This is a genomic window from Sulfitobacter litoralis (assembly GCF_900103185.1).
In the GTDB taxonomy this organism is placed as follows: domain Bacteria; phylum Pseudomonadota; class Alphaproteobacteria; order Rhodobacterales; family Rhodobacteraceae; genus Sulfitobacter; species Sulfitobacter litoralis.
Window position 1 is genome coordinate 1 of sequence record NZ_FNJD01000003.1, and the last position, 25,021, is coordinate 25,021.

Genomic DNA, 25,021 nt, shown 5'->3' on the forward strand with positions numbered 1-25,021 from the left:
GGATATGGTCATCGTCCTTGCTCCTCTCAGGAAGCATGGACCAGATCGCAGTTACACAGAAGATCGGACACTCTCACGCGCGGATGAAAACTATGACTGCGCGCCCCTGCCCGCGCCTCCTCAATGCGGGGTACACTTCGACCGGACAATAATCCTTTGCCAAGAGGGCGAAACTTTCCTATACGCCCCCATCGCCCGTTGATTCCTGTCAGCGGGGGATACTCCATGGGCCTGCGCTGGACGACATCCCGGCCTGTGCCATCACTTTAACCTTTCGAAAAGGAGACCCCGATGTCGATTACGCCAGAAGAAAAAGCACGCGTCATGAAAGAATTCGGCACCACAGAAGGCGACACCGGTTCGCCCGAAGTACAGGTTGCCATTCTGTCCTCGCGCATCGCAACGCTGACCGAGCACTTCAAAACCCACAAGAAAGACAACCACGGTCGCCGTGGCCTTTTGAAAATGGTTGCGACACGCCGCAAGCTGCTGGACTATGTCAAAGGTAAAGATGACGCGCGTTATCAGGACCTGATCAAACGTTTGGGCCTGCGCCGCTAACCCGCGCTGCACCGCCACAACGATGAAAACCGCTCCCTGGCAACAGGGGGCGGTTTTTTCGTTTACCTCTGTGCTTTAGTGATGTTTGCCAAAAGGAGGGCCCATGCCAATCAACCTGCGCGACCTCACCCCGCAAGATACCGACGCCGCCGCGCTGCTTTTCTTTGCTGCGGTGCATCAGGGCACGGCGGATGTGTATTCGGTCGAACAACGCATCGCGTGGGCCGGGAAAGCGCCTGCACCCGCCACATGGCGAGGGCGGTTTGACAACGTCTCGGGTATCGTGGCCTTGATAGACAACCGTATGGCAGGGTTCATGACCCTTGACCGCGAGGGGCTGATCGATCTGGCCTTTGTGCATCCCGATCATATGGGCACGGGCGTGGGGCGCACTGTGTATTTTGCCATCGAAGACCGTGCCCGCACATTCGGCGCGCGACGTCTTCGGACCTTTGCCAGCGAAATGGCAAAGCCGTTTTTCACGCGCATGGGCTGGACCGTCGAGACCCCCAATATCGTCACCAAAGGCGGGGTCACCTTGCAAAACTACAAGATGTTCAAGCCCTTGCCAGGCTGATCCCCTCGCCACTCTGCTGCGGCTTGCCCGCTGTGGCCAGCAGGGCCGCGTGCAGGGGGCAACGCTTCCCTTCCCATCGCATCGAAACTGCTGTATGGCCGCACAATCTGAAAGCCGGCGCCCGGACTCCAGCGCCCGACAAAGAAGATACCGGAGTCAGGGGGAATATGCCCTCTACGCAAATGGCCCGATCCGGGCCGAAACAGGAAACGTAGATGTTTAATGTAACGAAAAAATCCATGCAGTGGGGCGAAGAAACGCTGACACTGGAAACTGGCAAAGTGGCCCGTCAAGCAGACGGTTCGGTGATCGCGACACTGGGCGAAACCAGCGTCATGGCGAACGTCACCTTTGCACGCCAGCAAAAACCCGGTCAGGACTTCTTTCCGCTGACCGTACACTACCAAGAGAAATACTATGCCGCCGGTAAAGTGCCGGGTGGCTTCTTCAAGCGTGAGGCCCGCCCCACCGAGAAAGAAACCCTGACAGCCCGTTTGATCGACCGTCCGATCCGCCCGCTGTTCGTTCCCGGCTTCAAAAACGAAGTTCTGGTGATGTGTACCGTTCTGTCGCACGACCTGGTTAACGATCCCGATATGGTCGCGATGATCGCCGCCTCGGCCGCGCTGACCATTTCCGGCGCGCCGTTCCGTGGTCCGATTGCTGCCTGCCGCGTTGGTTTTGAAGGTGGCGATTACGTTCTGAACCCAACTGTTGACGACATGCAGGACCTGCGCCTGAATCCTGATCAACGTCTTGATCTGGTTGTCGCTGGCACCAAAGACGCGGTGATGATGGTTGAATCCGAAGCCTACGAGCTGTCGGAAGAAGAAATGCTAGGTGCGGTGAAATTCGCGCACGAGCAGATCCAGCCGGTCATCGACCTGATCATCGATCTGGCCGAAGACACCGCGAAAGAGCCGTTTGATTTCCAGCCGGTTGACTATTCGGACCTGTCCGCAGCTGTCAAATCCGCTGGCGAGGACGCTATGCGCGCCGCGTTTGCAATCGCAGACAAGCAAGAGCGCACAGCCGCGGTTGCCGCCGCACGCGAGACAATCAAAGCAGCCCTGACCGACGAGCAAAAAGACGATGCGAACCTTGGTTCCGCGTTGAAAGGCCTCGAAGCGTCCATCCTGCGCGGTGACGTTGTTAAAACCGGTACGCGTATTGACGGTCGCAAGACCGACGAGATCCGCAATATCGTGGCTGAAACCGGCATCCTGCCCCGTACCCACGGGTCGTCGCTGTTTACACGTGGCGAAACGCAGGGTCTGGTTGTGACCACGTTGGGCACCGGTGACGACGAACAGTTCATTGATGCGCTGCACGGCAATTTCAAATCCAACTTCATGCTGCACTATAACTTCCCGCCCTACTCGGTTGGTGAAGTTGGCCGCGTTTCGGGCCCTGGTCGTCGCGAAATCGGTCACGGCAAGTTGGCATGGCGCGCGTTGCAGGCGGTTCTGCCTGCGTCCACCGACTTCCCCTACACCGTCCGCGTTGTGTCCGAGATCACTGAATCGAACGGCTCGAGCTCAATGGCGTCGGTTTGCGGTGGCTCCTTGTCCATGATGGACGCAGGCGTGCCGTTGAAATCACCGGTTGCTGGTGTTGCTATGGGTCTGATCCTCGAAGAAGACGGCTCCTATGCGATCCTGTCCGACATCCTGGGTGACGAAGACCACCTTGGCGACATGGACTTTAAAGTTGCCGGTACCGAAGCGGGCATCACATCGCTGCAGATGGACATCAAGATCGCAGGCATCACGCCCGAGATCATGGAAAAAGCTCTGGCACAGGCCAAGGCTGGCCGCGTTCACATCCTTGGCGAGATGAACAAAGCCATTTCCGGCGCGGGCGAATTCTCGGTCCACGCACCACGCATTGAAACGATGCAGATCCCAACCGACAAGATCCGTGAAGTTATCGGGTCCGGCGGTAAAGTGATCCGCGAGATCGTTGAAGTGTCCGGCGCGAAGGTCGACATCAACGACGAGGGCATCATCAAGATCGCATCGCCAAACGGCGACTCGATCAAGAAAGCCTACGACATGATCTGGTCCATCGTGGCCGAGCCTGAAGAAGGTGCGGTTTACACCGGTACCGTGGTCAAGATCGTTGATTTCGGTGCCTTCGTGAACTTCTTTGGCAAGCGCGACGGTCTGGTCCACGTATCCCAGATCGAAAACCGCCGCCTGAACCACCCTTCGGATGTTCTGAAGGAAGGTCAGGAAGTGAAAGTAAAGCTGCTTGGCTTTGACGATCGCGGCAAAGTGCGCCTGTCGATGAAAGTTGTCGATCAGGAAACCGGCGAAGAGATCAAAAAAGAAGAAGGTAGCGAAGAGTAATCATCCTCCTCGTTCTGAATACAGAAAGCCCCGGCAGTAATGCCGGGGCTTTTTTGTATCCTGTCTACGATACGTGTTTACCGTTTATCCCTCCATAAAGCCGTCCAGACGATCCCAAAGGGAGTTGTCGAGCAGTAGTTTGAACCGAAGGTAGAGCCCCTCCTGATACAGGTCGCTGCGCAGGGAGGACTTGCGCGTCGCGTGGTTATAGCCCAAGGCGATCAGCGCACCCTTGGTCGGGGCAAAGCCGATCTCTGCACCGATGCCGTTGGTCGTATTGCCTTGATTGTCCCACAGATGCGCGGCGTTCATGCCAATCTGGAACCGGTTGTTGCCGAATTCGTAGTTAAAGCCGGCCTGAAGCAACTGGGTCAGAGCCCGGGCAGAGATGCCGCCCGATGTCGTCAACCGTTGCGACTGGCCCGCGTATTTGGCGTTCAAGCGCAGATCGGCATCCATTTCATACGCTCCATCGACCGACCACATATGGGTTACCGACTTGGTCTCGCGCTGCTCGATGCGGTGCTCGTACCATGCCAGCACTTCAAGACGTGGATCGTGGACCGGGCGATAGGCAATACCGGCGCGCGACCGGATGCGGCGGTGATCACGCCCTTCGCGCTTGTCCAAGGCGACGCGGGTGCGGCCTAACATTGTGAAGTCCGGCGTGATCTTACCTGCGATACCGAAGCTCGCATAATGGGTATTTCCGGTGTCTTCGAACGTTGTGTCCGCATCGGCATCCCCCACCCAGCTTTGTGCGCTGGAGCCCCATTTCGCGCCGAGCGCTACGCTGGTTAGACGGTGATCGTCGGTTTCCATGCTGCGGGAATGTTCGATTCCGAAGCTGAAAGTCGTGTTCCCGTTCATCGCCCATTTGCCCATCATTGCTTGGGTAAACATGGTGTCCGAAGACCCCAAGCCTTTGACGAAATCCGTGCTTCCGCGCAGCCAGTCATTCAGGTCGTAGGAGAAACCAAGCTTGGCGTGTGTGGTCATAGTGTCGTCACCGAAGGCCATTTCGGCCTCACTATAGGCACGCCAGCCGGGAACGGGCTCGCGGTACATACCCAAGGTCAACTCCGTCGGACGGTCAGAGCCGCCAAAGGGATGACGCAGCTCTGCGGTGATGACGGTGCCGGGGCGGTTCGCCGGGGTCCAGCGGCCACCAAGGATCAAACCGGGATGGGCCTTTTTGGAGGTCGCAGTGTGATCCAGGCGGTACTCCAGCCCGATGTAGCCCTTGAGATTTGTGCTGAACTCTTTGGCATAGACGGCATCGACAGTCAGACGCTCTATGTCAGAGGTGCGGTCACGTACATAGTCCACACCGAGAACAAAGTCGCTGGTCCCGTCGATTTCAAAACCGTAGTTCAGCCGTGTACGGGTGGTTCCGGGCAGCGCCAGACCACCGCGCGAGGCAAATTTTTCCCCTGTATGCACCATTTCAAAGTTGAAGTGACCGGTTTCCTTGCGGATGTCATAGGACAGGCGGTAGGCGGTATCCGATATACCGTTTGCATCTTCTGAGCGTGCGGCTTCGGCTTCCCATACGCCACCCTGCGTGCCCTCGTGGCGGATATAGGCAGAGTGCAGCCGCTCGCGGGCGGTATTGCCCCGTTCGGCGTCCGCATGAACGATACGCGCACCAACGGTTGTGCGGTCGGTCAACGCGACGTTCACCTCCCCGCCATAGAGCCAGTAGCGGTCGGCCCCTTCCACGTCCACTTCGTAGGTCACGCGCACCGACACAGGATTGCCCTGACCGTCGAACTGGCGCACGGCATTGTCAAAGGTGATCGAGTTACCGAAGAAATCAAGCAGGTAATCGCTGCCACGGCGCAGGGCGGTGGCCGAGATCACATCACCACCTTCTTCATCACGCACCAGCAGTTCGACCCGTTCGGAGCCTTGAACATAACCGTCCAGATCCAGATCGTAGGGGCCGGAAACACCCCGCCCAGCGAATTCCTGCACGCGCTGCTCTTGGGCGGTGCGGGCACCAAACAGGGTTACGCCGACCTTGTCGTTTTCCCAATGTGCCTTGGCACCGGTCACTACGCGCCGCATACCGTCAAGCTTGAGCGCGCTGGCCTCGGGTTCGATCGCGATGTCACCGTAGAGGATGTAGGAACGCCCTTTTTCAACCTTAACGTACAGGTTTTCGGAGGATTGTGCGTCAAAGCCGCGTTCGGAATTGTCGCCATAGACCGGATAAAATTCATCACCGCGGATGTCGCGGAACAGGCGATCTTCGGTGTCGCGGTCCGAGCTATAGCGCAAGGTTAACAGCGCATCGCCCGAGATCACGCCCTTCAGATACACTTCGCCGCGCAGACCGGTGGTGGTATCTTCGAAAGAGCTAAAGCGGTCCGCGTCCAGCAGTTCACCCTGCGCACCGCCCAAGGCCACAGCCCCTTCGATCACGCCAACCATGATGCGTTGGTCCAGATCAGGTGTGAAGGTGATGGTTTCTTCGGCGCGACCAAAGGCACCGCTGATAGTGATACGGTCCGTGCCGGCAACCTGTGGCGGGATCAGCCCGAATGTCGCCTCGCCGTTGTCAAGATAGACCTGCACGCCGGGGGTACCGTCGCGGATGTCTGTCACGTCCCACAGAGCCAACTTTGCGCTTAGCGTTATGGTGCCCGAGGTAGGCACAAGCAGGCCACGAGCATCCAGAACACGCACCAAAACCGGGATCACATCGGTCGGCGATGCAGGTGCGGTGGCGGGCAAGATCACCTCGAATTTTGCGGGTTTGCCGGGGGCAATAACTGTGATCTGCTGGCGCGCACGTTCGATGCCGAACCCGTCACGACCAACCAGTGTCAGGGTGTTTTTCCCCGCGTTCAGCTTTACCGCCACGAAATCCAGCGCTTGCGTGTTGTTTTTCTCAAAGCTCGTACGCTCGCCCACACGGTCACTGCTTAGCTCGCGTCCGTTCACCAGCAGGCCCAGCGACAGGTCGCCCTTACCTTTGACCCGTACACTTTGGGTGCGGCGGTCTAGCGTCTGCCCGTCGGTCAGGTCAATAAAACCAGATGCGTCGTCGAGGGTCTTGATCAGCAGCTCAAGCGATTGGCGCTTCGCCCTGCCAGTCGCCTTTTCAGCAACAGAGTTCGCCGCGCGACTTTCGTCCAACCGCTGCATCAGGCGCGGTGTCAGCTGGGTGGTCGTCGCCACGCCGGCTTCGCTGCGCACGGAACGCACGGGCGCACGCTGGCCTTCGATGGGCAGATCGGCCGCCGTCAGTGCATTGGACTGGGGCTGCTGTTCGAAATGTTTCTGCCGCTGCGCAACTTCGGCCATTGCTTCGGCGGTGCAGTCGCGCACAGCAAAATGTTCGGCACGCAGTTCCCCCTTGCGCAAGGGGATCAACCGCGAACCACCGCGCAGCAGATCGTTGGTGCGTGTTACGGTCACTTCGGTGCCTACGGGGAGGGTCTCTTGCTGCACCAGGAACGCATGGGTGACAGGGCGCAGACCGAACAAAGAGTATTTACCATCCATATCAGTCACGACCGACAGGCCTTCTTGCGTCACGATACGCACGCCGGGGATGCCTGGCTCTGTGTGGTCGCCGCGAATACCGTCTTTGTCGCAATCCAGGAAGACCGACCCGATGACAGTGGCTTCGCGCGCGAAGACGCCACCGCTGTTGTTCAGCTTGACCATTGCGCGGGCGGTCTGGGACTGGATCACAGTCCCGGTGCCGGCCTGACGTCCGGTCAGCACCGCTGTGTTCTCGTTGCGGCCTTCGCGGGCGGCTGCAGTGAACTGCATGACATAGCTCACCTCATGGCTCGAGAGCGGTGCAAGCGGCCCCAAGGCATAGGTCATATCACCCGATGCATCGATGGTGAGGTCGTCGATAGGGTCACCGTTGAAGGTCACTGAGCCTGCAACCAATTGGCTGCCATAAGGCGGGCGATCCAGGATTTCCGCACCGATCAGCGCCTGGTCCATGTTATTAGAGAAATTCAGGGTATAGACGACGAACTCGCCTGCGCCGACCGTGTCTTTGTCTGCCTGCTTTGCGAGTGTGAGGGGCAGGCTGTAATGTGGATCCGCAGGGATATCCGATACCGCCAGCATACCGCCGCTATGACGGAAGCTCGCCATGAAACCGGCGCTGGCAACGCGACGGTTAAAGCCCGCAAAATCAGCACGCACGGAAGGCACGTCCCATTCAGGGGCGTTCATGACCGCAAACTGGAACTCACCGGCAGGCATCTCCCCGAAGCTGAAGAAGCCGCGAGCATCGGTCATGCGACGCGCCATTTCAGCGCCCGTGTTCATATCCATCAGCGCAATGGTCACATCACCAATCGGCTCGTTTGTCAGGGAGTTGAACAAGAAGTTACCCGGTGTGATCAGCAAATGATCTTCCAGCGCGGCGTCGGCGCAATCAGCGGTGGCGATCAGGCGGTCCCCATCCGTGGTTGCAACGACATTGTCACCGGACGCTGGCATGTCCATCCGCGCCATGGGTACGGCCGGCGTGAGGAAAATGCCGCTGTTAGGCTCTGTTTCGGTCGCGGTCACACGCTCTACGTCTCCGGTCAAAAAGCTACGCAGGGTGACGATCGCACGGTCCACCGACATTGTGTCGTTGCAAGCACCCGCGGTAAGGCGAAGCCGCGTATCGCTGTTGGGCACTGCATAAGGCTGGTCCTCTGCGGTTTCGGGGTGTTCAAATCGCAAGGTGCCCGTACCCGAGGTATCGCGGCGATAAACGGTCGTGTTAGAGTCGATATCGACAGTGCGATCTTCCATTTTCATAAAGCTACGGGCAGTGTTGGCGACCTCTATATCGCCCAGTCCCATGGGCGCGCTCACCATAAAGGCGGGGTCGCGGGCTAAGCCGACCTCGTAGTCACCCTCGTGAAAGAACGCTACTGCGTCGACTTCGCCAGCAGGGCGCGTGGTCCGGTAGTCATGACGCGCGTCGCCCGCTGCGTGGTACAGTGCAACCATGGCGCTAGGATCGGTGATGCTGTGAAAACGGGCGTTCAACGGGATCTCGTCGCGCAGCAGAACCCCGGTGACACTCGCCCCGTCGATGCGGATCTGCGCCCCATGCACGTCACCATAGGCCAGCACGTCCCCGTCAGAATCGTTGCGCAGGCGCAGCGTGTAAGTCAGCTGTGTCTCGTCCTCCGTCTCGCGAACGCTCTGTTCCTTTTGCAGTTCAAGCGTGCTGCCTACGATGGTGGTTTTACCAATTGCTGCGCCCGACAGTATCCGACGGCTGGCGCTGCGCGTGGTATTGCGCGTGGCGGTGCCCGTGGCACTGGTGGCCGACACTGACAACACCGACTGCATCAGCGTGGTAGGCGTGGCATGAAACGAGGTGCGGAATTCGTAGATAAGCTGAGCGGTGTCGCCCACATCCATATACATCGGCGCGCCGGAGTTCATCGTGGCCTCGCCATTGTCGATGCGCCCATTCGCGTTCGCATCGTGGACAAGACGCGTGTCGTTCATCATCGCCGCCCCGGCCTGGTGGCTCATGGACATGTTGGTGTTCAGCGGCACATTTCCGATATTGGTGACCTCGAAGTAGTATTGGGCCATCGCGCCGCGGGTCAGCAACAATTCAGAGTATCCGGTTACATCCAGCGCGGGCACTGCGGCGACCTTGGCATCGACGGCATTCGAATAAACCGTTTCGATGATGCCCAGCGCTTCGTTAAAATAGATCGTCTGCGCGACGTTGCGGATAAAGGTTCCCGCAGGGACCTGCTTGGCAGCGGCACCCTGTGGCAGGAGGCAGATCACCAGCGCGACGGTCCAGAAACACGACATCATGCGCAGAGCGGTTTTGTGAACAGTGTGGCCCATTTGATCTAACCCTGTTTTATCTTTGTTAAGAGGAAATGCGGCCCCCCGGAGCGAGGGGGGGGAAGGTGCTCCGGGGGACCAAGGGTACGCTTACTCGTCCACCTGAACGGTGAATTCGAGTTCAGCGGACCAACCCGGAAGCACCGTGCCGTGGTCACTTGAGATGTTGCTCGTTGTGACTGTGGATGTGCTGCCTGCCGGGATGAGCGTCTCGCTGCATGTGCCGCCACAATCGACAATCGACGTGTAGGCGGGCGCGGCATCAGAGATGATGACGTCTGCAGCGGGAGAGGAGCCGGTGTTTTCAGCTACAACCTTGTAGCGGATACACTGACCTGGTTCGACGTCTTGACGGGTCTTGGTAAAGGTCCCGACAGCGCCAGTGCAGCCGGCGTCGATGTACTGGAACTTGCTCAGCGTGATGTCACCAGAGATGATCACGATACGGTCTTCTACTGCGTTGTCAGTCGGATCCGCATCGGTCGCTGTGGCGTTGTTCAGCGATGGATCAAGGGTGATAACGCTGTTCTCGGTCACACCGCTTGTCGATGTCGAAGGGGTCTGCACACGGTAGATCACCGAGATGCTGTCACCGGGGGCAAGCCCGTTCACACCAGCCGATACACCGTCCGTCAGATCATCAAAGTTGTCGATCACCAGTTCAGAGGGGTCGATCACACCGTTGCCATTGGCGTCCCAGAACAATGCGCCCGAGAAGTTGTCTAGCCCTGCATCATCAATTGCGCCTTCGGTGATAGCAACGTTACCGGTGTTGGTGATGGTGTGGGTCATATCGACGATCCCACCCGGCGAAGCCTGAGCCGTCTGGTCATCGATGATCTCTACATTATAGATCTCTCTTACGGTGACTGCGTTGACGATCCGGTCGCCTTGGCCCGATACAGAAGAGATCAACGCGATGTCTACCAAGGTGTCACCAGGGAGCTGATCTTCAGGCGGGGTGATCACAACGGTGAAGGTATCGCTTGAACCAGCCGGGATGGTCCCGGTGTTGGTAATCGCAGACCCGTCAGCAGAGCGGAATTCGACGGTCCAGCCAGCGGGCAAAGCTTGCGCAAGCGACAGATTGTAGCTGTCAGATACCGGACCGTTGTTTTGAACGACCATGTCATAGGTGACCGGCGCACCGGGATCGGTGGGATAGGTCACCCAGGGCGCGCCGCCGTTCGTGGGGTCAAGGCCATCGCCTTCGGACCCTACGACCGCGTTCTCAAGATCAACGGACGATGCAAGGACAGCACCCGTGAATGTCGCTGTCGATGTATCCGATACACCTGAGGCATCCGATGTGGTTTTCACGGTGGCGCTGTAATTGGCAGCGCCGGTTGGTGCGGCGTCTGTTGGCAGTGTAGCGATCAAGGTAACCTTGACGCTGTCACCTGCAGCAATCGGGCCTACAGAACCGATGATTGGTGTGATCCCATCCGCACCTACGAACCGGAAGGTTGTGCCATCTGGATAGGTATCGGTGACAGTGTTGATATCAAGCGTCAGGTTGTCGGTCTGGTTGGAACGGTTGGTCAGAACGAACTCGTGTTTGATTGTGCCGCCTTGTTGCGCATCGGCGGTCTCTGTCACGACATCGTTGTTTTGCCCGTCATCATCGGTTCCTGAAGCAGTGGTTGCATCTGCCGCACCGGCACCGTCGATGGCTGTATCAGCGATGGACACAGCGAACTGGTCGTCCACGATGATCGAGGCTGTGTTCGATGGCGGGAAAGCGACGGAGTCAACTTCTTGAGTCGCGACATTTTCGATGATGCCCGCATCCGCAGTGTCCAAAATCACCGCTTGGAACGTCACGCTGCCAGAACGACCAGAGTCGATATTCGAGATGGTAAAGTTCACACTTTGACCATTGTTATCGAAGGCGATGGAGTCAGCCGTGGCCGTATTTGGACCGTTATAGGCGTCAGGTGTCGACGACCCATTGGTATCATCCAGCGGATCTGTAGCATCAGACCACTGAGCCGAGCCCGGAACGTATTCCAGACGTCCGTCCAGGATGTCATCCACAACGTAGTTTTGCGCAGCAGCAAGGCCGGTGCTCGAGTAGGTCAGCTTGATGGTCACTGTGTCACCGGCGTCGACGATGTTTGTGTTCCCGCCTGAGCCTGCATCCGCAACCATGGATTTGACCAGTTCGACAATCGCATCGTTAGAGATGGTCAATGTATCGGTATTGAGCGCTGTCTCGGTGCCATCAAGGTTCGAGACCGCTGTGACGGCCATGTCGTCAGTGCCTGATGCATTTGATGGGGCAGTGACTTCGATGATGACGCCGAACTGTTCGCCCGAGGCTAATGTTGGTGTTTCACTCAACGGCGTAGCGCTATCGGCGACACCATCCATGTTCGCATCCGGATAGAAGACGATGCCAGTGGGCTCAAGAAAGCCTGTACCTGACTCAGTTGCCGCGAGTGTGAAAAAGTCTGCGCCGTTCCCGTCGTTGGTAATGATATGCGGCAGGAAAGCCTTACCACCAGGTGCAATTGTTTCGTTGTTATTCGACGTCATCGTGACGCCAGCAACCTGCTGCACAATCGTTTCAACTGTGTTTGACGTGACCGTAATGGTATCGCCAGCTTCGTTTGTATACGTCGCAACCGCTTGGTTGCCGATCACGGACCCGGCATCTGGCGAGGCCGCCATGGCGACTGCGCCAAATGCGGCTGTGACCGCCATCGCGCTTGCAGAGCGCATGAAGAATGATTGATGTTTCACGTTAGTCGTTCCTTTGATTTAATTTGAAATAAGCAAATTGGATCAGGTTCCCCCCGATCAGTTGACGCGCACCCGGTAGCTGTTGAGTGCGATTTCGCCTGACTCCAAAGGCTCGCTTAGCGTCCAACGGACGGCAGCGATCTGATCCTCAGGAAGCGGTTCTGGTTGAAGTGTGCCATCTGCACCGGCGACCATGCGTGTGGCGGGGAGTGTGGACCATTCGAGGCCATCGTTTTCAGGGTCGAGGTCTGCCTGCACTTCGAACACAGCCTTGATGGAGGTGCTTTCGGCGCCCAGCGTCAGGGTCACCCCTTCGGGTACCGGTGCCGCAATGACGATCCCTGCAAGGGCTTGCTCGGTCGTGTTCTCGTGCTGCAGCTGGTATTGAACAACCTCGCCGGGGCGTACTGTACCCCGTTCGATCAGCGCTTCTTCGCCCTCGGCTGCTTCAACAATGCGGAAGGAAAAGCTGCTTGAAAGTGCGTCGGCAAAAGCCGGCACACCGGCGACAGAAATCGCAACACCTGCGAGCAACGCACGGGCAATCTGGTTGGTTTTAAGTGACATATTGTTTCCCCTATAGGCCGGCCCTCGCCGGCAGTTTTGATGAACTGTCCCAGTGGCTGGGCTGTCCTGAATTCATCATCACGGGAAATATCTCGCGCTGCATTCTCGCTTAGGGTTAGATTTTTGATCTGCTGGGCAGCCCTCTACCCGTCCGTATATGCGGCGCTATCAATTCGAGGGCACAACACGCAATTCGCGCGGTGATTGCAGCTGCAATCCCGCGTCGGACTGCACAAGGCAGGCGGTTCGCCCACGTGAAACAGGGCGTTGATTCTATCTATTCGGGGGGAATATCGCCCCGATCTGGGGCGAAGAATATGCGACACCCCGTCCGGATAACTGGACAGGGTGTTTCGTATAGTTAACGGTTAGTGAGAGTGACCGTGCCCACCGTGGTCGTCCTCATCCAGCGATCCGTGCACGGCAAACTGATCAATCCCCGCATCCTGCGGTTCGATGAAACGATAGCTTTCGCGCACACCGCTGTCGGACAGTTCGCGTGCGACGGTCAGCAGCGTGTTGGGGGCGTGGTCGGCGCAAAGCTCCATCATCTGGGCGACTTCTTCTTCTGCCACAGGGCGCGCGGCTTCGGGCGAAGGTGCGCCATAGATCTCGACGAAATGCTTCATCAGCTGCAATGTGATTGCCTCGACCTCAAACGGTTCCGCCTTGGTCACCGCGACAAATGTCACGCGGCCAAAGGTTTCCACGCCCATCCAGCCGTTCGCAAATGCCTGCCGCGCCTTGCCGGTCAGATCGCCTTCGGACCAGTTCGAAAACTCGAACCCGCCGGATACGCACCATTCGCCCGTACGCGCCGGAGAATGAAATACATTACGGTCGCTTTCATCAAAGTGGATGGCGCGGGCGAGGAATAGATCACTCATGAGGCTGGCTCCAGCAGGTCGGTCAGTGGAATAAGATGCGTGGTCTTGTCGGTTTTCAGCAGCAGGCCAAAGTTTTCGTCAACACCGGTAAAGCTGCCGGTCAGGTCGCCATGCGTCATGTGCTCTCCCATGGCCCAGGCCAGCCCCGTCCATTCTTTATGGAGCGGGCCTGCGCCGTCATCCATCCAGCGGTTCAGCGCAACCAGCATATGCCGCGCCCAAGCCTCAAGAAGGTCGACCGAACCGACTTCGGCACAGCCTTCGCCATACAGCGTGGTCACATCGGGCGTATCGCCTGGCGTGTCATTCTGCGGCAATAGCTTCACGTGAAACGCTACGACCAGCCAGTCAGGCACTTGGGTCGGATCGCTTTCAGAGGCCGCTGCACGCATCTGCCCACAAATCGCGCCATTCAGCCGCAAATCACCGTTCCATGCCAGATGTACGCCCACCTCGGGCGGCGCTAGCGCGCCAAGGGCATTCTGGAACCCCACGGCGCAAAGCGGCAGCATGGCCATTGCTTGGGCAAGCGGCACCTCGGGCGCAAAGACGATGGCGACCTGCAAGACGCTCGGCCCCAGATCATACAGCACCAGCCCCGCATCACACCCCTGCCGCGCCTCTGCGCAGGCCTGCTCGAAGGGGTCATCAGCCTGCGCACCCGCCAGCAAGGGTGGAAAAACGGGGCCGTCGCTCATGCGTGTCCGCCCGCTATCAGGGCCTTGGCCACTTTGCGGAAGCCTTCGGCCTGCGTGCTGTCGGGTTTGGACACGACAATCGGCGCGCCCCCGTCAGCCGCGACACGGATATCCAGATGCAACGGTATCTCTGCCAGCAGAGGCACGCCCAGCTTTTCTGCCTCGGCGGCGACACCGCCATGCCCAAAGACATGTTCCTCGTGCCCGCAGTTGGAACAGATATGCGTGCTCATGTTTTCAATCATCCCGATGATCGGCGTCTTGAGCTGGTTGAACATGTCGATCCCCTTGCGGGCATCCAGCAGCGCTACATCCTGCGGTGTGCTAACAATAATTGCGCCGTCCACATGGGCCTTTTGCGCCAAGGTCATCTGCACATCGCCGGTGCCGGGCGGCAGATCGACGATCAACACATCCAGTGCGCCCCATTGCACCTGCATCATCATCTGCTGCAATGCGCCCATCAGCATCGGACCGCGCCAGACCACCGCCTGATCGTCGTTGGTCATCAATCCGATCGACATCATTGTCACGCCAAAGTTGCGCATCGGCAGGATCGTTTTACCATCAGGCGACGCAGGCCGGCCGGAAACACCCAGCATCCGCGGCTGCGACGGACCGTAGACATCGGCATCCAGCATGCCCACGCGGCGGCCTTCGGCGGCCAGCGCACAAGCAAGATTCGCAGCAACGGTAGATTTCCCGACGCCACCCTTGCCTGACGCGATGGCAATAATACGGTCCACGCCGGGGATCTTCTCTGGCCCTGCGGGTTCGGATTTGCGGCCCAGTTTCAGATCGGGCGGTGGGGCTTGTTTGGAATGGGCGGTCAGCACCGCCGAGACAGAGGCAACCCCCTCAAGCGCTTTGACCGCGGCATCTGCCTCGTCGCGCAACTTGGCGTAGGCGTCGGCATGGCTTGGGTTCACCTCAAGCACAAAGCGCACCGCGCCCTCGTCAACGGTCAATGCTTTAACGAGGCCCAGTTCGACGATGTCCTTGCCGGACACGGGGTCATTCAGGGTTTTCAGGCAGGCCAATACGGCATCACGGGTGACGCTCACGCTTCGGACTGCCCTTGGATTTTGCCGGTCACGACATGTTCAAGGTCCAGCCCGTCAACGGTCAGCACCACTTTAGCCTCGAATGTCTTGCCGCCGGTATCGCCGTTTTCGCGCATCGCTTCTTCGATGGCTTGCTGCGAGGTCACGCCGACCTGCTTGAGGAACTTGCGCATCGACATGTTGAAATCATCGCTCATGATTTTCTCCTGTTCTGGGGTGGGTCTGCACAGCGCCTAGTGGTCTTTGCGCTTGCTAAAATAGTCTTCGGATGTGCGTACGCGGGGACGGTCTTTGCCCGCTAGCGGATTGTTCTGCGCGTGATACTGCGCGTTGATCCTGCAATTGTCGCACATCTGGATCATCTTTGCCGCCTCGGACGAGGCGAACATAGCGTGCTTGCCCGCCAGCTTTTCGGTGATCTTTTCCACGGTGGATTTCACGCCGAACAGCGACCCGCATTCGATGCAGGCAAAGGGTTCTTCCTCGTGCAGCACCACTTGGGTAAAGGCCTGCGCGGTCAGGTTCAGCTGGGGTTTCAGCGTGATCGCGTCTTCGGGGCAGATATTGGCACAGAGCCCGCATTGCAGGCAGGCATCTTCTTGAAAGCGGAGCTGCGGCAGATCGGGATTATCGCCAAGCGCGCCCGACGGGCAGAGCGACACGCACGACAAGCACAGCGTGCAGGCATCCGTATCCACCAGCACCGCACCATAGGGAGCAGCATCGGGCAGATCGATCACCTTGGCCTCGGGCTGCAAGGTCTTGCCCGCAAGCCGCGCGACCTGACGGCGGGTACCCAGCGGCAGCAGCGTGTCATGCGCGGGCTGCGCGGTTTCGGTAACCAATGCGGTCTCCAGCGCATCGGGGTCGGCAACATCAATCAGGCGGATCGTATCGGTGCCACTGATGGCACGGGCAAGCTCGGCCTGAACCTCGATCACGTCACGCTCTGTACGCGGCGACAGCAATACATCCACATGCGCAAAACCGCAGCCAAGTGCGGCCAGCATTTCTGCATGGCCGAACCCTGCAAGCGCATCTACGGCCAGCGGGATAACATCGACCGGCAAGCCAGCGCCGAACCGCGCGTAAAGGCGGATCATCTCGGCCCCGTGGTCTTCGTCATGTACCAACAAGCGCGGCGCGTTGCCGCCTGCCTTGCGATAGGTCGATGCCAGCGTCGACACCCGGCGAAACAGCGTATCCACGGGCGGCGCGTCATAGGTGATTGCGCCGGACGGGCACACGGCCGAACAGCTGCCACAACCCGCGCAGATCATCGGGTCGATCGCGACATGTTCACCGGCAGAGGTAATAGCCCCCGTCGGGCACAGGTCCAGGCAATTGGAACAGGCGGGCTGTTCGGCTCGCGAATGGGCGCACAGGCTTTTTGTCAGCCGGACATACAGCGGCTTTTCAAAGGTCCCGACCATCTGCATGGCCTCGCGTACGGCCTCTGCCACAGCAGGCTTACTGCCCGGATCGGCCCGCAGATAACCGTCGCGTTTGTGCGGCGCGGGAAACAGCGATGTATTTCCCGTCAAATCGAGAATGATATCGCATTGCGATTTTGCCCCGTCCCGCGGCGCGGTGAACGACGGCGCACCGCGCCCACCGGGGATCAACATCTGCAACTGGTCAAAAGTCAGGTTGAAATTGCCCAACGCGCCCGACGCCTTGCGCAGGTCGCCTTTGACCACGTCGAAACGCGGATCAACCGCCGTGTCATAATCACCCTGCCACAACACCGTCACGGCCAATGTATCGGCCACGGTTTCAGCCACCTCAAGCGCGAGGGCCGGGGGGGCCATGATCAGGCAAGTGCCTTCGGACACCACATCCAACACACGCGGAGCCGGTGCCGCCAGTTGCTGCTCTGCCAAAAGCGCCGCCATCTTGGGCGTCGCGTCACCCTTGTCATCATGCCAGCCGGCGCGGTCACGGATATCGACGAACTCGGGCACATCTGCTTCGATCTCGGCGGCAAGCTCTTCAAAGCGGGGGCGCTCTTGCTGGCAGGCGATCACGGTGTCGCCCGCCGCCATCGCCTCTGCGGCAATGCCAATCTGATCTGTGCACAGGCAGGTATAGACCTTGGAGCACGGCAGACCCGTCGCCTTTGACAAAGCAGGCGCATCAATATCCTGACTGCCCAAACAGTCGCAAAGCAGAAAAGTCTTTTCCATAATCTCCTCAGGGACAGCACCGATGGGTATCAAGCAAGCGTCAGGGTGCTGTCAGCGCTTGCCCGACAAGCTAGTGGTGTTCGCGACCCGCCGCAAACCCCTATTTACCCCCCTTGGCCGCGAAGGGGACGTTTGCATCCACAGCATGAATTACCCAACAAAAACAGTCAGAAAGAGCCAAGCCCCAAGTAAATATGGCAAATATTGACGTTCGGTAAATGCTGCATTGCGGCATTCACAAAACTGTGTGATTCAGCCCTAGAATCCCCTTTGATCCGCGTTATGATTACGTCAATATGGGGTCGGAAACGCCTGAAACATCATTGGAAACTGAAATTGAACGCACCGCTTAAATCAGCGCAAACGATGCCCGTAGGGGTTGTCCTTCGCAAGTCGCCTGGCGTGACTCGGTGGGCGAAGGTCGTTTGGCGTGCGGTTTGCGTTCTGCCGGGTGCCGACCCTGCCGACTGGAAGCTGCTGCGCACAGAAGGCGGTGTTTCTGATTATCACGTGACCACCGTGCCGCTGACGCTGTATCGCTCTGATACAGAGGCTTATGTTCACGGCCTCGCCGCCAATGTGCCCTGCCTTTACATCATCTGCCGCGAGACCCGCGACGCCGACCGCCCGCTTGACGTGGTGATGGTCACCGCATCGCCCTATGAGGCGCAAGACTACAGCGACAATGGCGAAGACATCGTTGAAAAGGTGATGATGACGCCACAGGTTCACGCGTGGATCAGCGCTTATGTCGAAACGCACCACGAAGAAGAAGCCTTTGTGAAGCGGCGGCGCGACAAATACCAAGAGCCGAAACAAGACGGCATCGGGGATGCGCGCATCTCGCAGACCTCTGATGTATACCGTGCGCCGCGTACGGTCCGTTCGGGGTCATCGCAATGACCCGTCAAACCTCTTTCTGGGATCGTCGCCGCGCTGCCGTCAAAGCAGAGCAGGCCGCCGAACAACAAGCCGCCGTTGCGCAAGCCGAGGCAGAGCATCAGGCCACGCTGGCGGAAAAGACCGACGAAGACCTGCTGGCAGAGCTTGACCTACCCGATCCCGACACGATGAAGTCCGGCGATGATTTCTCGGCGTTCATGGCACGTGCCATTCCTGAACACCTGCGCCGCCGTGCGCTGCGCAAGCTGTGGGTGTCTGATCCGGCGTTGGCCTGTCTGGATGATCTGGTAGATTATGCCGACGACTACACCCAAGCGTCTGCAGTAACGAATTTCACCACAAGCTATGAGGTGGGCAAGGGGCTACGCCGCCATATCGAAGATGTCGCACGCAAAGCGGCCGCATCGCTAGAAGCGGCATCTGATACGGCAGAGGCTCCTGCGATCGACGAAGACACACAGCCCGCTGCACCGGTAGAGATCGACGCGCCCGCCGCAGTCGCTCAAGCGGACGCCCCCGCAGAAACCGCTATCGCCGACGCCGCGATAGAGGAACCCGCCGCCCTGCCCCCGCGCCGGATGGCCTTTCGTTTTGAGGAGCACCGCGCATGACTGCTGCCGCCCAAACCATACAGGTCTCTGCCGAAGACCGTCTGCGTGCCGATTTGTACAACTATCTTGGCGTGATGCTGGCACGGCCCGCCGACCAGATGCTGCTGGACCAGACCGCTGGCCTGTCGGGGGCCGACAGCGCCTTGGGCGAGGCGATCAACGGGCTGGCGCGTGTGGCCAAGGCCGTCACGACCAAAAAGGTGCAGACGGAATTTAACGCGCTGTTCATCGGGCTCGGCCGGGGCGAACTTTTGCCCTATGCCAGCTATTACCTAACAGGTTTTCTGAATGAAAAACCACTGGCAGCCTTGCGCAGCGACATGGCCGCACAGCGCATCAGCCGCGCCGAAAACGTCTTTGAACCCGAAGACAATATCGCATCCTTGATGGAGATGATGGGCGGCATGATCGTGGGCCGCTTTGGCACGCCCGCCAGCGATGCCGCGCAGCGGGCATTCTTTAACAAACACATCGCGCCTTGGGCTGGTCACTTCTTTACCGACCTCCAAGGGGCCAAAAACTCCGTCCTGTATGCAGGGGTTGCCGCTGTCGGCAGCGCCTTCATGGACATCGAACGCGAAGCATTTCGTATGACGGCGGGATAACCGCACAACATCAGGCGGGGCCTTACCCCCCGCGCAACCAAGGAAAGGGGTTTAACCCATGACCCAGGATACCAAAGGCACCAACCGCCGCAATTTCCTGAAACTGGCAGGAACCGCTGCACCGGCAGCCGCCGTCGCCGTGGCCACCAGCGGCACCGCCGCAGAAGCGCAGCCCGTCGATCTGCAGTCGGACCGGATGCAGGATACCGCGCATACCCGCGCCTACCTGGAAAGCACACGCTTCTAATTCAGTGATCAACGACCCGCGGGCCCAACCGCGGGAGGAAAACTCAGCCCCGATCCGACCCTCGCGGTCAGAGCACGCGGGCCTCTAGGGAGACTATTATGCTTCGGAAAAAGACCAACGGGATGGCACGGCGGCCCCAGCGGGCGGGCATGCTATCCGACATCGCGGAAAAATCCGTTGACCGTCGCGCGTTCCTGCGCGGGTCCGGTCTGGCCATCGGTGGCCTTGCGGCGATCGCATCGACCGCGGGCTCTGTGACGCAAGCGTCGGCAGCAACAGCCGTCAGCGGCGCGGTAGAGACGATCAAGTCGGTCTGCACCCACTGTTCGGTTGGCTGTACGGTCATTGCCGAAGTGACGAATGGCGTCTGGACGGGGCAGGAGCCCGGTTGGGACAGCCCGTTCAACCTTGGCTCGCACTGCGCCAAAGGGGCCTCGGTACGTGAGCACGCCCACGGTGAACGCCGTCTGAAATACCCGATGAAAAAAGAGGGTGGCCAGTGGGTTCGGATCAGCTGGGAACAGGCGATCAACGAAATCGGCGACAAGATGAACGTGATCCGCGAAGAAAGCGGTCCCGATTCCGTCTATTGGCTCGGCTCTGCCAAGCATAACAACGAACAGGCGTATCTGTTCCGCAAGTTCGCGGCCTATTGGGGCACAAACAACGTCGACCACCAGGCGCGTATTTGTCACTCCACCACCGTTGCGGGCGTTGCGAACACATGGGGCTACGGCGCCATGACCAACAGCTATAACGACATCCACAACAGCCAGGCGATCTTTGTGATCGGTGGCAACCCTGCCGAGGCGCACCCTGTATCGCTGCTGCACTTGCTGAAGGCAAAAGAGCAGAACAACGCGCCGATGATCGTTTGCGATCCACGCTTTACCCGAACGGCGGCCCATGCGGATGAATATGTCCGCTTCCGTCCCGGTTCGGACGTGGCGCTGGTCTGGGGTATCCTCTGGCACATCTTCGAAAACGGGTGGGAAGACAAAGAATTCATCCGCACCCGCGTTTGGGGCATGGACCAGATCCGTGACGAAGTCGCGAAATGGACACCCGAAGAGGTTGAACGCGTTACCGGTGCACCTGCCTCCCAGCTTGAGCGCGTCGCGCGTACGCTGGCCAACAACCGTCCCGGCACCGTGATCTGGTGCATGGGTGGCACGCAGCACACCAACGGTAACAACAACACCCGCGCCTACTGCATCTTGCAACTGGCCCTTGGCAACATGGGCACCGCTGGCGGCGGCACCAACATCTTCCGTGGCCACGATAACGTGCAGGGTGCCACCGATCTGGGCGTTCTGGCGGATACACTCCCGGGCTACTACGGACTGTCCGCAGGCGCTTGGGCACACTGGGCACGGGTTTGGGAAGAAGACCTTGAATGGTTGCAATCCCGTTTCTCCAAGGCGTCGTTCAACGACACCTCGATGATGAACCTGACCGGTATCCCCGTGAGCCGCTGGATTGACGGTGTGCTGGAAGACAAGGAAAACATCGACCAGCCGGACAACACCCGCGCGATGGTTCTGTGGGGCCACGCGCCCAACTCGCAGACCCGCCAAAAGGAAATGGTCACGGCGATGGAAAAGCTCGACCTGATGGTTGTTGTCGATCCGTACCCAACGGTTTCCGCCGTTATGCAAGACCGTCAAGACGGGCTGTATCTGTTGCCCGCAACGACCCAGTTCGAAACGCGCGGCTCTGTCACCGCGTCCAACCGGTCGCTGCAGTGGCGTGATCAGGTCGTTGAACCCCTGTTCGAATCCAAGCCCGACCACACGATCATCAAGCTGTTCGCCGACAAGTTCGGCTTCAGCGATCGTTTGTTCAAGAACATCGCGCTAGACGGCGATGAGCCCAACATCGAGGACCTGACCCGCGAATTCAACCGCGGCATGTGGACCATCGGATACACCGCTCAAAGCCCTGAACGCATGAAGATGCACATGGCCAACCAGCACACCTTTGACCGCACCACCCTGCGCGCCAAGGGCGGACCTGCCGATGGCGACTTCTACGGCTTGCCATGGCCCGCTTGGGGCACCCCCGAGATGAACCACCCCGGCACGGCGAACCTGTACGATATGTCCTTGCCAGTGGCCGAAGGCGGCCTGACCTTCCGCGCCCGTTTCGGCGTCGAGCGTGACGGTGAAAGCCTGCTTGCCGACGGCGTTTACAGCGCCGGGTCCGAGATCAAGGACGGCTACCCAGAGTTCACCATGTCCATGCTGCGTGAACTGGGCTGGGACAAAGACCTCACCGACGACGAGATGGCGGTGATCAACTATGTCGCGGGCTATCCCGAAGGCGCACCGGCGAATGCAAAGCCGAACGAGGAAGTCGGCGAAACATCGCAAACCGGCGAAACTCCGTCGGATTACGTTGCCGATACCGGTGGTGTGAACTGGAAAACCGACCTTTCGGGCGGCATCCAGCGTGTCGCGATCAAGCATGGCTGTGCCCCTTTCGGCAACGCCAAGGCCCGCGCCGTGGTCTGGACCTTCCCCGATCCGGTGCCAATCCACCGCGAGCCGCTGTACACCAACCGTCGTGATCTGGTCGCCGATTACCCGACTTATGACGACAAAAAGTTCTGGCGCCTGCCAACAATGTATAAGTCCATTCAGGAAAACGACTTTTCCAAGGACTATCCGATCGTGCTGACCTCTGGTCGGTTGGTCGAATACGAAGGTGGCGGCGACGAAACCCGGTCCAACCCTTGGTTGGCCGAGCTTCAACAAGACATGTTTATCGAGATCAACACCCGGGACGCCAACGATCTGGGCGTGCGTGACGGGGCCGATGTCTGGGTCGAAGGCCCCGAAGGCGGCAAGATCAAAGTGATGGCGATGGTCACGGAACGTGTCGAAAGCGGCGTGGCATTCATGCCGTTCCACTTTGGCGGCCACATGGAAGGCGTCGATTTGCGGGACAGATATCCAGACGGGGCTGACCCTTACGTCCTGGGTGAATCCACCAACACCGCGCAAACATATGGCTATGACTCAGTAACTCAGATGCAAGAGACCAAAGCGACCCTCTGCAAAATCTGGACAGCGTAAGGAGACCAACAAGATGGCAAGAGCAAAGTTTCTCTGCGACGCCGAACGCTGCATCGAATGCAACGCCTGCGTCACAGCCTGTAAGAACGAACACGAAGTGCCGTGGGGCATCAACCGTCGCAAGGTCGTCACGATCCAAGACGGCCAACCCGGCGAACGGTCGATTTCAGTCGCGTGTATGCACTGTTCAGACGCGCCCTGTATGGCCGTCTGCCCAGTAGACTGTTTCTACCAGACCGACGACGGCATTGTCCTGCACTCCAAGGATCTCTGCATCGGTTGTGGTTACTGCTTCTACGCCTGCCCCTTCGGCGCGCCGCAGTATCCACAGGCAGGCAACTTCGGATCGCGTGGCAAGATGGACAAATGTACCTTCTGCGCCGGTGGCCCCGAGGAAAACCACTCCGAAGCCGAATTCCAAAAGTACGGCCGCAACCGGATCGCCGAAGGCAAGCTGCCAATCTGCGCCGAGATGTGTTCAACCAAAGCACTGCTGGCCGGTGACGGCGACGTCGTCTCGGGCATCTACCGCGAACGCGTTGTCGCACGCGGCTTTGGCTCGGGCGCTTGGGGCTGGGGCACGGCATACGAGCAAAAGGGCGGCTAATCCCCCTTTCGCATATTCATGCTTTCCTTGGCCCGCTGGCACCTGCTGCTGGCGGGCCAACTATCTTTATCCTGTCGGAGGTCCCGATGACATTGCTGCGCGTTCTGCTGCCTCTTATATTCCTTGTGTCCTTTGCCGGCCTCTCTGCCGCGCAGGACACCTCGGGCGATGCCTCGGTTCTAACACCGGGCCAACAGTCGCTTGAAGACATCATGGCCCGCCAACGCGGCGAGGACGTGCCTTTCGGGGCAGAGCTTCCTTTGCCGCTCGAGGGGGACGCCCCGCCGGCGGAAAGCCACCTTGGGCCGCTTGGCGCATCCTCTGATGCCGACCTATGGCGCGAGATCCGGGCGGACGCCCTGCCCGACGCGCGCGCCAGCAACCGCGGACCTGCAGCCAAGGTGCTGATGCAGGACGGTGGCATGTGGTGGCTGAATTTCCGCCACGGCCCCCTGCTGACATATGGCAGCCTGCTGTTGGGCGTCACAGTTGTACTAATGGCGATCTTCTATCTGATCCGCGGTCGTATCCGCATCGAACACGGGCGCGCGGGCATCACCATCGAACGGTTCAAGTTTATCGAACGGTTTGGACACTGGCTGATCGCCAGCTCCTTTATCCTGCTGGCGATCACCGGTCTGGTGTCGCTTGCCGGGCGTAAGCTGCTGATCCCGCTGTTCGGCCACGAGGCGTTTTCGACCTTTGCCATCGCGGGCAAGTGGGTGCACAACAACGTCTCATGGGCCTTTATGCTGGGGCTGGTGATGGTGTTCGTCATGTGGATCGTCCACAACCTGCCGGACCGCACTGACATCAACTGGATCCTCAAAGGCGGCGGTATCTTCGGCAAGGGCCACCCGCCCGCCAAGAAGTTCAACGCCGGTCAAAAGCTGATCTTCTGGGCCGTGATCATTCTGGGCACCTCGATCTCTGTCTCGGGTATCTCGCTGTTGTTCCCGTTCGAGCTGACAATGTTCGAACCCACGCTGGCGCTGCTGAATGATATGGGCGTGCCGCAACTGCTCGGCCTTGGTACAATAGACGCCACGCTGACCCCGCAAGAGGAAATGCAATACGCCCAGCTGTGGCATGCGGTTATCAGCTTTGTTCTGATGGCTGTGATCATCGCGCATATCTATATCGGAACACTCGGTATGGAGGGCGCGTTTGAAGCAATGGGATCGGGAGATGTCGACCTTGAATGGGCACGCGAGCACCACAGCATCTGGGCCGACGAAGTTGTCGCAAAGCAGGGTAAACCTGCCTCTGGCACGCAGCCGGCAGAGTGATATGATGCGAAAAACGCCCCCCACCCAGCGTGCCAATGCGCATCAACGAGGTACTGAATGAAAGCTTTTATCACTGCCATCGTCGCCTTGGTCGTTCTTGCTGCGGGCATGAACTTTGCGTTGGACAACGCTGGGTTCTCCGCGGCCGAGCAGACCTCTTCGGATCGTAATGTCCGGCTGGGCGACTAAGACCGCATCC

General features: G+C 59.2%; 19 protein-coding genes. 11 read left to right on the forward strand and 8 right to left on the reverse strand.

Features of this window, described 5'->3' with window-relative positions:
- Positions 1-291: 291 nt before the first annotated feature.
- The 3 genes from rpsO to pnp all read left to right on the forward strand — a co-directional run bounded on the left by rpsO (position 292) and on the right by pnp (position 3,489).
- Positions 292-561 (forward strand): 30S ribosomal protein S15, encoded by a 270-nt coding sequence (rpsO, locus tag BLQ98_RS03425; protein WP_093731948.1) that lies wholly within the window; start codon positions 292-294, stop codon positions 559-561.
- A gap of 103 nt (positions 562-664) precedes the next feature.
- Positions 665-1,138: a GNAT family N-acetyltransferase gene (locus tag BLQ98_RS03430; RefSeq protein ID WP_093731949.1), complete on the forward strand. Its 474-nt coding sequence runs from the start codon at positions 665-667 to the stop codon at positions 1,136-1,138.
- A 215-nt stretch (positions 1,139-1,353) separates the two neighbouring features.
- Positions 1,354-3,489, forward strand: a complete 2,136-nt coding sequence (gene pnp, locus BLQ98_RS03435; RefSeq protein ID WP_093731950.1) for a polyribonucleotide nucleotidyltransferase — start codon at positions 1,354-1,356, stop codon at positions 3,487-3,489.
- A gap of 84 nt (positions 3,490-3,573) precedes the next feature.
- Here pnp and BLQ98_RS03440 read toward each other — a convergent pair whose 3' ends face one another.
- The 8 genes from BLQ98_RS03440 to BLQ98_RS03475 all read right to left on the reverse strand — a co-directional run bounded on the left by BLQ98_RS03440 (position 3,574) and on the right by BLQ98_RS03475 (position 17,483).
- The gene (locus tag BLQ98_RS03440; RefSeq protein WP_093731951.1) at positions 3,574-9,336 is read right to left on the reverse strand and encodes a DUF11 domain-containing protein; all 5,763 of its coding nucleotides are present in this window, start codon (positions 9,334-9,336) and stop codon (positions 3,574-3,576) included.
- 90 nt (positions 9,337-9,426) lie between these two features.
- The gene (locus tag BLQ98_RS03445; protein ID WP_093731952.1) at positions 9,427-12,081 is read right to left on the reverse strand and encodes an NEW3 domain-containing protein; all 2,655 of its coding nucleotides are present in this window, start codon (positions 12,079-12,081) and stop codon (positions 9,427-9,429) included.
- A gap of 57 nt (positions 12,082-12,138) precedes the next feature.
- Entirely contained in the window at positions 12,139-12,648 is a 510-nt protein-coding gene (locus tag BLQ98_RS03450; protein WP_093731953.1) for a hypothetical protein, read from the reverse strand.
- A 368-nt stretch (positions 12,649-13,016) separates the two neighbouring features.
- Positions 13,017-13,535: a DUF6505 family protein gene (locus BLQ98_RS03455; RefSeq protein ID WP_093731954.1), complete on the reverse strand. Its 519-nt coding sequence runs from the start codon at positions 13,533-13,535 to the stop codon at positions 13,017-13,019.
- Complete coding sequence (locus BLQ98_RS03460; RefSeq protein WP_093731955.1) at positions 13,532-14,233, reverse strand: biotin/lipoate--protein ligase family protein; 702 nt, start codon at positions 14,231-14,233, stop codon at positions 13,532-13,534. Before BLQ98_RS03460 ends, BLQ98_RS03455 begins: the two co-directional genes overlap by 4 nt.
- Positions 14,230-15,297, reverse strand: coding sequence for an iron-sulfur cluster carrier protein ApbC (gene apbC / locus BLQ98_RS03465; protein WP_093731956.1), 1,068 nt, complete (start codon positions 15,295-15,297; stop codon positions 14,230-14,232). The genes BLQ98_RS03460 and apbC overlap by 4 nt, the downstream gene beginning before the upstream one ends.
- A complete protein-coding gene (locus BLQ98_RS03470) occupies positions 15,294-15,494 on the reverse strand; it encodes a DUF6494 family protein (protein ID WP_093731957.1) in 201 nt (66 codons plus the stop codon). The genes apbC and BLQ98_RS03470 overlap by 4 nt, the downstream gene beginning before the upstream one ends.
- 36 nt (positions 15,495-15,530) lie before the next feature.
- Complete coding sequence (locus BLQ98_RS03475; protein ID WP_093731958.1) at positions 15,531-17,483, reverse strand: 4Fe-4S binding protein; 1,953 nt, start codon at positions 17,481-17,483, stop codon at positions 15,531-15,533.
- 366 nt (positions 17,484-17,849) lie between these two features.
- Between BLQ98_RS03475 and BLQ98_RS03480 the strand changes: the two genes are divergently transcribed.
- The 8 genes from BLQ98_RS03480 (at position 17,850) to BLQ98_RS18565 (ending at position 25,011) form a co-directional block, all read left to right on the forward strand.
- On the forward strand, positions 17,850-18,386 hold the full coding sequence (locus BLQ98_RS03480; RefSeq protein ID WP_093731959.1) for a DUF3305 domain-containing protein: 537 nt from the start codon (positions 17,850-17,852) through the stop codon (positions 18,384-18,386).
- Positions 18,383-18,997 carry a DUF3306 domain-containing protein gene (locus BLQ98_RS03485; protein WP_093731960.1) on the forward strand — a complete coding sequence of 205 codons (615 nt, stop codon included), beginning with the start codon at positions 18,383-18,385 and terminating at the stop codon, positions 18,995-18,997. Before BLQ98_RS03480 ends, BLQ98_RS03485 begins: the two co-directional genes overlap by 4 nt.
- The gene (locus tag BLQ98_RS03490; RefSeq protein WP_093731961.1) at positions 18,994-19,602 is read left to right on the forward strand and encodes a TorD/DmsD family molecular chaperone; all 609 of its coding nucleotides are present in this window, start codon (positions 18,994-18,996) and stop codon (positions 19,600-19,602) included. Before BLQ98_RS03485 ends, BLQ98_RS03490 begins: the two co-directional genes overlap by 4 nt.
- Before the next feature lie 58 nt (positions 19,603-19,660).
- Positions 19,661-19,849 (forward strand): twin-arginine translocation signal domain-containing protein, encoded by a 189-nt coding sequence (locus BLQ98_RS03495; RefSeq protein ID WP_093731962.1) that lies wholly within the window; start codon positions 19,661-19,663, stop codon positions 19,847-19,849.
- 98 nt (positions 19,850-19,947) lie between these two features.
- Positions 19,948-22,926: a formate dehydrogenase subunit alpha gene (locus tag BLQ98_RS03500; protein WP_093731963.1), complete on the forward strand. Its 2,979-nt coding sequence runs from the start codon at positions 19,948-19,950 to the stop codon at positions 22,924-22,926.
- A 13-nt stretch (positions 22,927-22,939) separates the two neighbouring features.
- Positions 22,940-23,533 carry a formate dehydrogenase FDH3 subunit beta gene (gene fdh3B / locus BLQ98_RS03505; protein ID WP_005850298.1) on the forward strand — a complete coding sequence of 198 codons (594 nt, stop codon included), beginning with the start codon at positions 22,940-22,942 and terminating at the stop codon, positions 23,531-23,533.
- Positions 23,534-23,619: 86 nt separating this feature from the next.
- Positions 23,620-24,822, forward strand: coding sequence for a formate dehydrogenase subunit gamma (locus BLQ98_RS03510; RefSeq protein ID WP_093731964.1), 1,203 nt, complete (start codon positions 23,620-23,622; stop codon positions 24,820-24,822).
- Positions 24,823-24,879: 57 nt separating this feature from the next.
- The gene (locus BLQ98_RS18565) at positions 24,880-25,011 is read left to right on the forward strand and encodes a hypothetical protein (RefSeq protein ID WP_272903163.1); all 132 of its coding nucleotides are present in this window, start codon (positions 24,880-24,882) and stop codon (positions 25,009-25,011) included.
- Positions 25,012-25,021 lie beyond the last annotated feature (10 nt).

Bases quoted from the DNA above. Each gene is read 5' to 3' on its own strand.
- rpsO (WP_093731948.1), top strand. From the start codon at position 292: ATGTCGATTACGCCAGAAGAAAAAGCACGCGTCATGAAAGAATTCGGC.
- BLQ98_RS03430 (WP_093731949.1), top strand. From the start codon at position 665: ATGCCAATCAACCTGCGCGACCTCACCCCGCAAGATACCGACGCCGCC.
- pnp (WP_093731950.1), top strand. From the start codon at position 1,354: ATGTTTAATGTAACGAAAAAATCCATGCAGTGGGGCGAAGAAACGCTG.
- BLQ98_RS03440 (WP_093731951.1), bottom strand. From the start codon at position 9,336: ATGGGCCACACTGTTCACAAAACCGCTCTGCGCATGATGTCGTGTTTC.
- BLQ98_RS03450 (WP_093731953.1), bottom strand. From the start codon at position 12,648: ATGTCACTTAAAACCAACCAGATTGCCCGTGCGTTGCTCGCAGGTGTT.
- BLQ98_RS03455 (WP_093731954.1), bottom strand. From the start codon at position 13,535: ATGAGTGATCTATTCCTCGCCCGCGCCATCCACTTTGATGAAAGCGAC.
- BLQ98_RS03460 (WP_093731955.1), bottom strand. From the start codon at position 14,233: ATGAGCGACGGCCCCGTTTTTCCACCCTTGCTGGCGGGTGCGCAGGCT.
- BLQ98_RS03470 (WP_093731957.1), bottom strand. From the start codon at position 15,494: ATGAGCGATGATTTCAACATGTCGATGCGCAAGTTCCTCAAGCAGGTC.
- BLQ98_RS03475 (WP_093731958.1), bottom strand. From the start codon at position 17,483: ATGGAAAAGACTTTTCTGCTTTGCGACTGTTTGGGCAGTCAGGATATT.
- BLQ98_RS03480 (WP_093731959.1), top strand. From the start codon at position 17,850: ATGCCCGTAGGGGTTGTCCTTCGCAAGTCGCCTGGCGTGACTCGGTGG.
- BLQ98_RS03485 (WP_093731960.1), top strand. From the start codon at position 18,383: ATGACCCGTCAAACCTCTTTCTGGGATCGTCGCCGCGCTGCCGTCAAA.
- BLQ98_RS03490 (WP_093731961.1), top strand. From the start codon at position 18,994: ATGACTGCTGCCGCCCAAACCATACAGGTCTCTGCCGAAGACCGTCTG.
- BLQ98_RS03495 (WP_093731962.1), top strand. From the start codon at position 19,661: ATGACCCAGGATACCAAAGGCACCAACCGCCGCAATTTCCTGAAACTG.
- BLQ98_RS03500 (WP_093731963.1), top strand. From the start codon at position 19,948: ATGCTTCGGAAAAAGACCAACGGGATGGCACGGCGGCCCCAGCGGGCG.
- fdh3B (WP_005850298.1), top strand. From the start codon at position 22,940: ATGGCAAGAGCAAAGTTTCTCTGCGACGCCGAACGCTGCATCGAATGC.
- BLQ98_RS03510 (WP_093731964.1), top strand. From the start codon at position 23,620: ATGACATTGCTGCGCGTTCTGCTGCCTCTTATATTCCTTGTGTCCTTT.
- BLQ98_RS18565 (WP_272903163.1), top strand. From the start codon at position 24,880: ATGAAAGCTTTTATCACTGCCATCGTCGCCTTGGTCGTTCTTGCTGCG.